Genomic DNA, 13,117 nt, shown 5'->3' on the forward strand with positions numbered 1-13,117 from the left:
CCCCCTCCAGCACGCCGGACCGGTCCCGTCCCACTCATGCCTCGACCGGACCATCCTCAACCGAATCGGTCCGGGGCCGATCAACACCGCTCGGCACGCCGTGGCGCCGCAGCGCCGTGGGCACCTGGCCGGTCCTCGCCGGACCCGGCCGGGATCGGGCGCGCCACGGGAGGAACAGGCACCGCGCTGACCTGGGGTATGGGGATTCGTCCGCGGCCGCCAGTTTCTCATGCCGGCCCGCGGCGACGGCCAGGCACGGACCCGGTGGGCGGATCCGTCGCCTCCGATAGTCTTTTCCGACGGTGAGTGGCAAAACGGTTCGGATTCGGCTAAACAGGCAGGGCGGAGAGCGACAGCGAAGGCGAACGAAACTACTCTGGGTGAACTCCTCCAGGGTCAGTGCCAGTATGTCGTCCCGTTGTATCAACGCCCCTACAGCTGGGAACGCGCCAACCTGCGGCAACTCTGGGCCGACATCACGAGCGTGGCCGCCGCCGGTCCAGCGGCAACGCACTTCCTGGGTTCGCTGGTTCTCGCGCCGAGCCCGTCGACGACGCCAGCCGGAGTGGCGATCTGGCTGGTGGTGGACGGTCAGCAACGGCTGACGGCGCTGAGCATCCTGCTCTGCGCGATCCGCGATCATGTCCGAGATGACGATCAGATGCTCGCGGCGAAGATCGACGATCTGTACCTCATGAACAGGTACGCGGCCGGAACCGAACGTTACACTCTGCTACCGACGCGAGCCGACCGGACCGCCTGGACCGCTCTCGTCGAGCGGTCGCCGGAGGCAGGAGGCCGGGCCGGGATTGGCGACGCATACCAGTTCTTCCGCAAGGAACTCGCCGCGTTGCGCGACGCCGACGACCCGCTGGATGCAGCACTGATCGAGCAGACCATGGTCGGTCAGCTCGCAATCGTGGAGATCGCGCGCATGTCGACGACGACGTCTACCGCATCTCGCTCAACCACACCGGCCGCCGGCTCACCCAGGCGGACCTGCTGTTCAGCCGGATTCTCGATCCGGACCGGGAGGAGGACCCGGTCCTGCGGCAGGCCCTACACCGGCTGCGCCGGTGGGGGGGCGGACGTCGTCCGGCCGACCGTCCTACACGTGCTGATCGCGCATGCGAATGACCGTCTCGACGCCACCGAGGCCGCCGCGGCACTCCGGGTGGTGGAGAGCTACCTGGTGCGGCGGATGCTGGTCGGCATCGCGAGCGCCAACAGCAACCGCATCCTCATGTCGCTCGTCAAGGAGCTCGGCGACCAGACGCCGACCGCCGCCGCGATCACGCGGGTTCTCTCCGGCCCGCGTAAGAAGTTCCCGACCGATCAGCTTGTGAAGGAAGCCGTCCTGCTCAATCCCTTCTACTGGACCGGGCGCGGCCCTCAGCGCACCTATGTGTTGCGCGGCCTGGAAGAGGACTACGAGCATCTCGAACCGGTCGACTGGGGCGTGAAGCTGACGGTTGAACACATCCTCCCCCAGTCATTGTCGAGACCGGGATGGAAAGCGGTTCTCGACGCCGATGCCCACGAGGGTGAGACGCGCGACGAGCTGCACCGCAGGCTCGTCCATACTCTGGGCAATCTGACGCTCACCGCCTACAATCCGAAACTCGCCGACCACGAGTTCACCGAGAAGAAGAAGCTGCTGGCCGACAGCGGGCTGGCGATGAACCGAGAAATCGCCGGTCAGGACAGGTGGGGTCGGGAGGAGATCCAAAATCGCGGCCGGGCGCTCGCCGAGCGGATCGTGAAGATCTGGCCCGGCCCGGACGAGTCCGTGGTCCCGCCACCCCAGGACCAGCGATGGACCCTGATGATCCGGGTACTGGCTGCGATCCCACCCGGCCGCTGGACCAGTTACTCCGACGTCGCGGAGGTGATCGGGTCCCACGCCGTCGCGGTGGGAGCCAAGCTGGCCAGCGCCCGGATCTCCAACGCCCACCGCGTCCTGCTCCTGAACGGTTCCATCTCCCCGGACTTCCGCTGGCCCGATCCGGAACGCACCGACGATCCACGGGAGATCCTGGCCGCCGAGGGTGTCATTCTCAGCAGGTCGGGCCGGGCACTGGCCCGCCAACGCATGACCGCCGCCGAACTCGCCGCCGCCGCCGAACTCGAAGCCCCGGAAGAGAGCCAGGGAGCCGCCGCCGGAACCAAAGAACGTCTGTTGGCCGCCCCGGCCGCTCGGTCCGCCGTGGGGCTCGCGGTCAGCCTGTGGCCATCAGAGCGGCGTGCGGCGGCGCCCACGGACGATGCGAACTCCGGCCTCTCCTACCAGGACCGGGTCCGGGGCTGCCTGCTGGGCGGGGCGTTGGGAGACGCGCTCGGTGCGGCAATCGAATTCCAGTCGCTTGACGAGATCCGACGGGAGTACGGGACGGCGGGGGTCATCGGCCTCACGGCCGCCTACGGGGTACACGCTCCGTTTACAGATGACACCCAGATGACGCTGTTTACCGTGGAGGGTCTGATCCGGGCCTCGGTCCGCAGCCGCTCCCGGGGCATCGCCGATCCGCCCGCGGTGCTGTGGCGCGCCTACCAGCGTTGGCTCACGACGCAGCGGCGGACCGGTCCGGCCGCCGGGGAGATGGACGGCTGGTTGGCGGCGCAGCAGCTGATGTATGCCCGGCGCGCTCCGGGGAACGCCTGCCTGTCCGGGCTGGGGCGCCCCGAGACGGGCACGCTCGCGCGGCCGGCGAACCCCGACAGCAAGGGGTGCGGGGCGGTGATGCGCTCGGCCCCGTTCGGGCTGCTCCAGCGGGGCCCGGAAACCTCCTTTGACCATGCGGTCGAATGCGCCGTGTTCACCCACGGTCATCCCTCCGGGTACCTCGCCGCAGGCGCGTTCGCGTGGATCGTCGCCGCGATGGTGGACGGCGCGAGCATCACCCAGGCCACCGCATCGGCCCTCGGCCGCCTGTCGGCCGAACGCGACGGCAAGGAAGTGGCCAGAGCTCTGCGGGCGGCTCTCGGAACGGCAGCGGACGGTGCGCCCACAGCGGAACGCGTGGAATCGCTGGACGCCGGCTGGGTCGCCGAGGAGGCGCTGGCGATCGCGGTGTACTGCGCGGTGGCGGCGCCCGACGATCCGCAGACGGCGCTGCTCGCGGCGGTCAACCACTCCGGCGACAGCGACTCGACCGGCGCGATCTGCGGGAACCTCGTTGGCGCCGCCCTGGGTGAGCCGGCACTGCCGGCAGCCTGGCTGAAGGAGCTGGCGGGCTATGAGCTGGTCGGGCAGGTCGCGGACGATCTGGTAACCGAGATCGAGAACACCGCGACCGTCTCCGACGCCTCCGGCGCGGCCACCCCGGCCTGGTCCACCCGCTACCCCGGGAGCTGAGCTCACGCACATCAGATCTCCCATCGGTTCGAGCCGTGCCGGCGCTCCGTGGTGCTTCCGGCTCACCTGCTCGGGGGGACGTTAACCCGACCGTCCCCCTGCCGAAGGTCCCTTTCGGCCACCCGGGACGGCGAGGTGAGCTGGGCGGCGAGGTGAGTTACATGAAGGTGCGGATAACAACGGGCCGGCGATGGATCGGGGCGGTGGCGCTGCTGGCGGGCGCGCTGCTCGTGCTGCTGGGATGTGGCGGCGGTGCCGGTGGCGGCGGCTCCACCGACATCACCACGTCGAAGCCATCGGTGTCCGGCACCTCGCCGGCGCCTTCTCCGTCCGTGTCCTCCCGCTCGCCGGGTGGACCGGTGGTGACGTCGCCTTCCACAACCGCGACGCCGCGGGAGCCGGTCTGGTCGAGCGAACCGCGCCGCGTCGAGCATCCGCTGTACGGTAACGCGACGGTCGTCGCAGTGCGCAGCGCGCACAACGTCGCCGGCGGGATGGCTTTCGATCGGCTGACGATCGAGCTCCAAGGGCAGATCCCTGGCTACGAGGTGCGTTACGTGGCCGAGGTGCTGTCGCCAGGCGAGGGCGTTGCGGTCCCGCTCCGGGGGCAGGCGTTCCTGGAAGTGGTGTTGTTCCCGGCCGTGGCCCACGATGAGACCGGCAGGTCGACGCTGCGCACACCGCAGGCCGGCGGCGGGCTTCCCGCGCTTGTCCAGTATCGGATGACCGGCGACTACGAGGGATACGTCCATTTCGGCCTGGGGGTCGACGATCGGGTCGGCTTCCGGGTGCTCGAACTGTCGAACCCGTCGCGTGTGGTGATCGACCTCGCCGCCTGAGGTCTGCCGGTGAAGTCTGCCGGCGAGGTCTGCCGGCCGGCCTCGGCCCGTGACCTGTCGCGCTTCCCTGGCGCGGGCAGTTCCCTCTTTGCCGTCGCCGGTCATCGAGCCACACCGCGCCGCACCCCGAAAACCCAGCACAACAGCATGATCAACTTAGGCTGCCCGGCACTGGCCCGGGAACGGCCCGTTCGGCATCGGGGGTCAGGACCTTCCGCACCCGCTGTCAGGACTGGCGCGATATGGGATGCTTGGCCTCGGCAGAGAAACATACGTGCCGGTCGGGGCACGTCGGAAGGCGTGCCCGCCCTGTGGAGACCGGGAGGCTGTCATGACGTACGTCCCACCTGGAAAACCAGGCAGTATCGTCCATGTTACGGACCGGTACGAGAACTTCATCGGCGGAAAGTGGCTGCCGCCGCGGGCCGGTAAATATTCGACCAACCTTAGCCCGGCCACGGCGCAGCCGATCTGTGAAATACCGCGGTCGGCGGCGGAGGATGTCGAGGACGCCCTGGACGCAGCGCACGCCGCCGCCGGCTCCTGGGCCGCCGCGTCCCCGGCGGAGCGGGCCGAGGTGCTGACCGCGGTGGCGGATGCGATCGACGCCAACCGGGAGATGCTCGCGGTCACGGAGAGCTGGGAGAACGGCAAGCCGGTGCGGGAGACGCTGGCTGCCGACATCCCGCTGGCCGCCGACCACTTCCGGTACTTCGCCGCGGCGGCGCGCACCCTGGAGGGGTCGATCTCCGAGATCGACGGCAAGACCTACGCCTATCACTTCCACGAGCCGCTCGGGGTGGTCGGGCAGATCATCCCCTTCAACTTCCCGCTGCTGATGGCGGCGTGGAAGCTGGCGCCCGCGCTGGCCGCGGGTAACTGCTCGGTGATCAAGCCGGCGTCACCGACGCCGTGGTCGATCCTCAAGCTCGCCGAGGTGATTCAGGACGTCATCCCGCCCGGCATCGTCAACATCGTCAACGGGCCCGGCGCCGAGGTCGGCAGGGCCCTGGCCACCAGCCCGAAGATCGCGAAGATCGGCTTCACCGGTGAGACCACGACCGGCCGGCTGATGATGCAGTACGCGGCGCAGAACATCATCCCGGTCACCCTGGAGCTGGGCGGGAAGTCCCCGAACATCTTCTTCGAGGACGTCCTGGCCGCCGACGACGCCTATCTGAACAAGGCGGTCGAGGGGCTGGTGCTGTATGCGTTCAACAAGGGCGAGGTGTGCACCTGCCCGTCCCGGGCGCTGATCCAGGAGTCGATCTACGACGAGTTCATGGCGCGGGCGCTGGAACGGGTCGGCCTGATCCAGCAGGGCAACCCGTTGGACCCGGCGACGATGCTGGGCCCGCAGGTCTCCGCGCAGCAGCTGTCAAAGATCGGCTCCTACGTGGACATCGGCCTGGCTGAGGGCGCCGAACTCCTGGCCGGTGGGCACCGGACGCAGCTGGCCGGAGAGTTCGCGAACGGCTACTTCTTCGAGCCGACGCTGCTGAAGGGCCACAACAAGATGCGGGTCTTCCAGGAGGAGATCTTCGGCCCGGTACTGGCTGTCACCACCTTCAAGGACGAGGCCGAGGCGTTGGCCATCGCCAACGACACGCCTTACGGGCTCGGTGCCGGCGTGTGGACGCGGGACGGTGCCCGCCAGTTCCGGATGGGCCGGGGCATCAAGGCCGGCCGGGTCTGGGTCAACTGCTACCACCAGTATCCGGCGGGCGCGGCGTTCGGCGGATACAAGGTGTCCGGCATCGGCCGCGAAAACCACCGGATGATGCTGGAGCACTACAGCCAGACCAAGAACATGCTGGTCAGCTACGACGAGAACGCGCTCGGCCTGTTCTAGGGTCTCGGATTCCAGGGTTTCAGATTCCATTGGCATTTCCCACCGACAATTCCCCTGACTGGAGGATGTTATGAAGGCAGCAGTTGTCACCGATTTCCGGGCACCGTTGCGTATCGAGGACCGGGACGTCCCGGTGCCGGGGCCGGGGCAGATCCTGGTGCGGATGGAGGCCAGCGGCCTGTGCCACACCGACATCCACGCGGCGCGCGGTGACTGGCCGGTGAAGCCGACTCCCCCGTTCGTCCCGGGTCACGAGGGCGTCGGCGTGGTCGAGGCGGTGGGCGCCGGGGTGACCAGGCGCGCGACCGGCGACCGGGTCGCGATCCCGTGGCTCGGTCATGCCTGCGGGCGCTGCCGCTACTGCGTCGGCGGCTGGGAGACGCTGTGCGAGAGCCAGCGCAACAGCGGCTACTCGATCGACGGTGCGTTCGCCGAGTACGCGGTGGCCGACGCGGACTACGCGGTGCCGGTGCCCGGCGATGTGCCGTCGTTCGACGCCGCGCCGCTGACCTGCGCCGGCGTGACCACCTACAAGGCCGTCAAGGTAGCCGGGGTGACCCCGGCCGAGACGGTGGCCGTGTTCGGCATCGGCGGGCTGGGCCACCTGGCGTTGCAGTACGCCCGCATCGCGGGTGGTTTCACCGTCGGGGTCGACGTCACCGAGGCCAAGCTGGAGCTGGCCACCGAACTGGGCGCCGACCACGTGGTGAACGCGCGGACCGCCGACCCGGTCGAGGCCATCCAGCGGCTGGGCGGCGCCGACGTGGCGGTCGCGCTCGCCGCGTCGCCCCGTTCGTTCGAGCAGGCGTTTGCGTCGCTGCGGCGCGGCGGCCGGCTGGTCTGCGTGGCCCTGCCGGCGGATGGCACGATGTCCATCCCGATCTTCGACACGGTCCTGAAGGGGATCACGGTCAAGGGATCGATCGTCGGCACCCGCAACGATCTGGCCGAGGTGTTCCGGCTGCACGCGGCCGGCCGGACCAGGGTGATCGCTTCCGGCCGGAAGTTGGACGACGTCAACGCCTGCATGGACGAGGTCCTGGACAGCAGGGTCCCGGCCCGGCTGGTGTTCGAGTTCTGATCTGGCCCGTTCCGACCCGGCCCGCACGGCCATCGGTCCTCATCCCCGCCCCAACGGGGAAGAGAACACGAGGAGAATCCCGAAAGGGGGAAAGACCATGAGTCCGCTTACTGTGGGCGTGGCCATGGAGACCGCGCCCGGCGAGCGTCGGGTGGCCATGGTTCCGGAAGTCGTGGGCCGATTGGTCGGCTCCGGTCTCGACGTGCTCGTCGAGACCGGAGCCGGACGTGGCGCGTGGTTTCCCGACGGCGCCTATGCCGAGGCCGGCGCCACCGTCGTCGCGCGGCGCGACCTGTTCGCGCGGGCAGACGTGGTGGTGTCGGTCAGCCTCCCGGACCCGCAGACGCGCGCGTTGCTGCGCGGCGGGCAGACCCTGGTAGGGCTGCTGGTGCCGTTGCTGCAGCCGCAGGTGATGGCGCAGCTGGCCGGGGCGGGGGTGACCGCGGTGAGCCTCGACGGGCTGCCGCGGACGCTGAGCCGGGCCCAGTCCATGGACGCGCTGACCTCTCAGGCGAATGTGGCTGGGTACAAGGCGGTGCTGGTCGCCGCCGACGCCTACCCGCGTTATTTCCCGCTGCTGATGACGGCGGCCGGTACGGCCCGGCCCGCCGAGGTGCTGGTACTCGGCGCGGGCGTGGCCGGGCTGGCCGCGATCGGCACGGCCCACCGGCTCGGCGCGGTCGTCCGCGGTTATGACATCCGCCCGGAGGCGCGGGGCGAGGTGACCTCGCTCGGTGCGAGTTTCCTCGACCTGGGTGAGCCCGACCTGGGTGAGCCCGATCTGGGCGGGGTGGCCGGCGGAGCGGGTCAGGGTGGCTATGCCCGGGCGCTGACCGCCGAGGAACTGGCGGGCCAGCAGGAGGCGCTGGCTGCCGCCGTCGCCCGCCACGACGTCGTCATCACCACCGCTCAGGTTCCCGGCCGCCGGCCACCGCTGCTCGTGACGGAGGAGGCGGTCAAAACGATGCGGCCCGGGTCGGTCGTCGTGGATCTCGCCGCGAGCCCCCTCGGGGGCAATGTGGAGATCTCCGTGCCGGATGAGACGGTGGTCACCGCGGGTGGCGTCACCGTGATCGGCGCCGGCAACCTGCCGGCCCTGATGCCGGCCGCGGCGTCGGCCGCCTATGCCCGCAACGTTGCCGCGTTGCTGGGCCATCTGGTCCACGACGGCGCACTCACCATCGACACCGCCGACGAGATTCAGGCCGGGGTCGTCATCACCCACGCCGGCCGGGTCGTCCACCCCGCCACCGCCGCCCTGCTGGCCGGCGGCTCCGCGGAAAGCCAGTCTGGAGCGTGAGGACATGACCGAGACGTTGGTCACCAACCTGACCGTCCTCGTCCTGAGCCTGCTGGTCGGGTTCGAGGTCATCAGCAAGGTGCCGTCCACCTTGCATACACCGTTGATGTCCGGCGCGAACGCGATCCACGGCATCGTCGTCGTCGGCGCGATGCTGGTCGCCGCGACGGCGCACACCCCGCTGGGCTACGTCCTGGTGTTCTTCGCCGCCGCGTTCGCCGCGATGAACGTGGTGGGCGGCTACGTGGTGACGGACCGGATGCTGGAGATGTTCCACCGGCGCCCGGCCGCGGAGCGAAGCCGGCTCGCGGAGCGGAACCAGCCGGCAAGGGGGAGCCAGCCGGCAGGGGGGAGTGAGCGGTCATGAGCGGCTCGGACACGGCGATCCGCCTGCTGTTCCTGGCCGCGGCGAGCTGCTTCGTCCTCGGCCTGCACCTGATGAACTCGCCCGCGGCTGCCCGCCGGGGCAACCAGCTGTCCGCGGCCGGGATGGTGGCGGCCGTCGGGAGCGCCGTCGGGCTGCTGGCCCGGGACGGCGTCATCACCACTACCGGCCTCATCGTCCTGATCATCGGCGTGCTCCTGGGATCCGGCGCCGGCCTGTACGCGGCGCGGACCGTGCGGATGACCGCGATGCCGCAGCTGGTCAGCGTGTTCAACGCGGTCGGCGGCGGCGCGGCGGCGCTCGTCGCGTTCGCCGAGGTGGTGCGGTTGGGCGGCGCGGCCGGGCTGGCCGGGGCCTCCGGTCAGACCACCGTGACCGTCGGCCTCGACGCCGTCATCGGCGCGGTGACCTTCTCCGGCTCGCTGGTGGCCGCTGGCAAGCTGCAGGGCCTGATCAGTGGCGCGCCGGTGCTGTTCCGCGGCGCCCGACTGCTGAACGCCGCGCTGGCCGCGGTCGCCGTGACCGGCGTGGCGGCGATCGTCACTGGTCACGGTGGGACGATCGCGCTGTCGATCGTCGCGGCCGCCGCGCTGGGCTTAGGCGTGACGATGGTGCTGCCGATCGGCGGCGCGGACATGCCGGTGGTGATCTCGCTGCTGAACGCGTTCACCGGGACGGCCGTGGCGATGGCCGGTTTCGTGCTTGACAGCACCGTTCTCGTTATCGCGGGCGCGCTGGTGGGGGCGTCCGGCACCATCCTCACCGTGCTGATGGCCGAGGCGATGAACCGGTCGATCCCGGCCATCATCGTCGGTGGTTTCGGCACCGCGGACTCGACCGGAAACGCCGGCGCGGCGGCCGCGGCCCCCGTGCGGTCGGTCGCGGCGGACGACGCGGCCCTGCAGCTGGCGTACGCGTCGAAGGTCATTATCGTGCCCGGCTACGGGCTTGCGGCGGCGCGGGCCCAGCATGAAGTCGTCGAGCTCGCCGACCTGCTCACGCAGCACGGGGTGGACGTCTGCTACGCGATCCACCCGGTCGCCGGCAGAATGCCGGGCCACATGAACGTGCTGCTGGCCGAGGCGCACGTTCCCTATCCGCAGATGAAGGAACTGGCCGAGGTCAACCCCGAGTTCGCGCAGGCCGATGTCGCCCTGGTCGTCGGCGCCAACGACGTGACCAACCCGGCGGCCCGCCGTCCCGGCAACGCGATCTCCGGTATGCCGATCCTCGACGTCGACCAGGCGAAGAGCGTCATCGTCATCAAACGCTCCATGGGCCACGGCTACGCCGGCATCGACAACGAGCTGTACACCGACCCGAAGACCGGAATGCTCTTCAACGACGCGAAAGCCGGCCTGAGCGCGCTCACCGCCGCCATGAAGACACTCGTGCACTGACCTCCCCGGCGGTCCGTCCTCCCCGGCGGTCCGATGATGCTGCTCGGTCTCTTGGCAGATGGTTCACCAGGCCGTACCCTGAGCGATCCTGGCTGCACGTGGGGGCCTGCCCGACGCGACGGAAGGTGTAAGCGGCGCTGACGCTCGCAGGATCGGGACCACCTATCGGGTCCTGGACACCCACCCGGATAAGCGCCGGGCCGGCACTACGCTCCGGTCGGCGGTGGGGATTCCTGGAAGGGCCGCTTCGGAGCAACCGGCGGAGAAACCCGGGGCGAACCGGCGGGGGGACGAGGAGTGGCGAGCGCGGGAACGACGCAGGGTGCGGGAACGACGCAGGATGAGGCACCGATGACCGCGAAGACGATTCCGATCCGGTTCGCCGACGGCGCCGGGGTGGTCGACGTCGCCGAGTCGTTGTCCACCCTGAAGGGGGACGGCCGGTGCCTCTGGCTCGCCGGTGACGAGACGGTCACGATCGAACGGACGACCCTGTCGCCGGCCGGCGACGGCTTCGCCGATCACGTCAGCTTCTCCGTCGCGGACCTCCTTCCCCTGCCGGAGGAGCCCGCGGACGACGGCACCCAGCTCGAGATCGACCTCGAGGGCATGGACCGGCATGGCGACTATCTGTGGTTCGTCGGGTCGCACAGCCTGGCCCGCAAGCGGGTCCGGCCCCAGCACGCGACCGAGCAGGCCCTGGCCCGGCTGGCGAAGGTGAGCAGCAACGCCAACCGCTACCTGCTCGGGCGCATCCCGGTGATGCGGGTCCGCGGCCTGCCGACCCTGGTCGCGAGCGCACCCGACCCGGCCTCGCCCGGCGGCGGCAGGCTGACCGCGGCGGCGCTCGGACTGTCCAAGCCCACCCGGTTGACGAAGGCGCTCAAGGACGACGACCATCTCGACCGCTTCCTCAAGATCCCGAGCAAGGACAACGGGCTGGACGTCGAGGGCCTGGCCGTCGTCGGTGAACGGATCTACCTGGGGCTGCGGGGGCCGGTGCTGCGGGGCTGGGCCGTGGTCCTGGAACTGCGTCTCACCGAGGGAGACGGCCAGGACCTCCTCCTCGCGCCGATCGACGGGGACGGCCGGTATCGCAAGCACTTCCTCGACCTCGACGGGCTGGGGGTGCGCGACCTCCTCGCCTCCGGCGATGACCTCCTGCTCCTCGCCGGCCCGACGATGGACCTCGACGGCCCGGTGCGGATCTACCGCTGGCGCGGGGCCGCGCAGGCCCCCACGAGCGTCGTGGTCACCGACGAGGCGATCGAACGCATCCTGGACCTGCCCGTCGGCGAGGGCGACGACCATCCGGAGGGGATCGCCCTGATGCCCGGCGACCCGTCATCGCTCCTTGTCGTCCACGACAGCCCGGCCGCACGCCGACGCCCGCACCGTCACGAGATCCTCGCCGACGTCGTCCCGCTGCCACCGGGCTGAACGTCACGCACCCGCGGTGGGACCTTGCGTGACGGAAACGGGGGACGGATCGGAGACCGGACGGGAAAACCTCTGGACGGTCGGGCGATCCGCCGGAGAATAGCCGCGGAGGATATGCCCACGGGATGACGTTCCGTCCTGCTCATCGCTGCCGCTCGCCGCCGCTCAAGGGACGCACGTGTACGACGAGGTCGACCTGGACGCCATCACCACCAACGCGGATTTCGGCCGTGCACTGACCATCGTGCGCGAGCGCGCGGGGTTGAGCGTGCGGGAGGTGGCGCGCGCCGTCAACGTGCCGGCCAGCACGGTCGGCGGTTACTTCGGTGGCTCCCATCTCCCCGGCCTCAGGTCGGCGAACCTCGTCGAGAACATGCTGCGGGCCTGCCGGGTGGACGACCCCGACGAGATCCGCCACTGGGTCGAGACGTGGCGTCGGGTCCGGCGCGGAGCTCACGGTCGCGCGGACCCTGGCGGCGACCGGATCGGCACCGGGGACCGGATCGGCACCGGACAGGACCCGTCGACGGCGGTCACGATCAGGCCGCCGGTCCAGCGGCTCACCCACCTGCCCGCGATCCGCGGTCGAGACGGCCTGCTCGACCTGCTGGCCGGGCAGCTCCCCGCCGGACGCAGGCACGCGGTCACCGGATCCGACGCCGGTAACGGGCCGGTCCTCCCCCGGCCTGACGTCCCTCGACCGGACGTCCCCGAACCGGACATCCCTGGCTCGGACATCCCTGGCTCGGATGCCCCTGGCTCGGATGCCCCTGGACCAAAGGGCGTTCGGCCCGACGCCGACGGGGCACGGGTCCACGTGCTGCACGGGCTCGGCGGCGTGGGCAAGAGCACGGTCGCCCTCGCGCTCGCCCGCACCGCGCTCGAACGACGGGTGCGGACCTGGTGGATCAGCGCCACGGGGCCCGGCGCGGTGCGCGCCGGCATGACCGCGCTGGCCGTGGAGCTCGGCGCGACCCGCCACCAGCTGTGCACGGGCAGCCTGTCCGACCTGGTCTGGCGGCTGCTGGCGGACAGCGGACGGCCGTGGCTGCTGATCCTCGACAACGCCGACGATCCGGCCGGCGACCTGGCCCCACCCGGCGGCGACGTGCTCGACGGCACCGGATGGCTGCGGCCGGTCACCCACCCCCACGGAATGGTCGTGGTGACGACGCGCAGCCGGCTGGACTGGGAGGGCCCGTCGCCCGTCGGCGGGACCGCCCGGTCCTGGCTGCGCCTGCACCCGCTCGGCCCCCTGAACGCGGCGGACGCCGGGCTGGCGCTGCGCGACCTGACCGGGGCCGAGCCGGGTCCGCTCGCCGCGGCCGAGAGCCTCGGCCGCCGGCTCGGCGGGCTGCCCCTGGCACTCGCCCTGGCGGGCCAGTACCTCGCCGAGGCGCGGCGAATGCCGGCCGGACTCGGTGGACCGGCGGTCCCGCGGACCTACGCCGACTATGAACACGCG

General features: G+C 70.7%; 9 protein-coding genes. All 9 read left to right on the forward strand.

Annotated elements, in window-relative coordinates; all coding sequences use genetic code 11:
* Nucleotides 1-229 precede the first annotated feature (229 nt).
* Nucleotides 230-3,355: an ADP-ribosylglycohydrolase family protein gene (locus ACY45C_RS05925; protein ID WP_462186640.1), complete on the forward strand. Its 3,126-nt coding sequence runs from the start codon at nt 230-232 to the stop codon at nt 3,353-3,355.
* A gap of 161 nt (nt 3,356-3,516) precedes the next feature.
* Entirely contained in the window at nt 3,517-4,194 is a 678-nt protein-coding gene (locus ACY45C_RS05930; RefSeq protein ID WP_462186655.1) for an AMIN-like domain-containing (lipo)protein, read from the forward strand.
* A gap of 331 nt (nt 4,195-4,525) precedes the next feature.
* Nucleotides 4,526-6,046: an aldehyde dehydrogenase family protein gene (locus ACY45C_RS05935; protein ID WP_462186641.1), complete on the forward strand. Its 1,521-nt coding sequence runs from the start codon at nt 4,526-4,528 to the stop codon at nt 6,044-6,046.
* Between the two features lie 70 nt (nt 6,047-6,116).
* Nucleotides 6,117-7,127, forward strand: coding sequence for a zinc-dependent alcohol dehydrogenase (locus ACY45C_RS05940; RefSeq protein ID WP_462186642.1), 1,011 nt, complete (start codon nt 6,117-6,119; stop codon nt 7,125-7,127).
* A gap of 97 nt (nt 7,128-7,224) precedes the next feature.
* The gene (locus ACY45C_RS05945; RefSeq protein WP_462186643.1) at nt 7,225-8,427 is read left to right on the forward strand and encodes an NAD(P) transhydrogenase subunit alpha; all 1,203 of its coding nucleotides are present in this window, start codon (nt 7,225-7,227) and stop codon (nt 8,425-8,427) included.
* A gap of 4 nt (nt 8,428-8,431) precedes the next feature.
* Nucleotides 8,432-8,794 (forward strand): NAD(P) transhydrogenase subunit alpha part 2, encoded by a 363-nt coding sequence (locus ACY45C_RS05950; RefSeq protein ID WP_462186644.1) that lies wholly within the window; start codon nt 8,432-8,434, stop codon nt 8,792-8,794.
* Nucleotides 8,791-10,212 (forward strand): NAD(P)(+) transhydrogenase (Re/Si-specific) subunit beta, encoded by a 1,422-nt coding sequence (locus ACY45C_RS05955; protein ID WP_462186645.1) that lies wholly within the window; start codon nt 8,791-8,793, stop codon nt 10,210-10,212. Before ACY45C_RS05950 ends, ACY45C_RS05955 begins: the two co-directional genes overlap by 4 nt.
* Nucleotides 10,213-10,563: 351 nt before the next feature.
* On the forward strand, nt 10,564-11,652 hold the full coding sequence (locus tag ACY45C_RS05960) for a DUF3616 domain-containing protein (protein WP_462186646.1): 1,089 nt from the start codon (nt 10,564-10,566) through the stop codon (nt 11,650-11,652).
* Nucleotides 11,653-11,830: 178 nt separating this feature from the next.
* A partial coding sequence (locus ACY45C_RS05965; protein WP_462186647.1) for a helix-turn-helix domain-containing protein occupies nt 11,831-13,117 on the forward strand: 1,287 nt, incomplete at its 3' end.

Source organism: Frankia sp. CcWB2 (assembly GCF_977927585.1).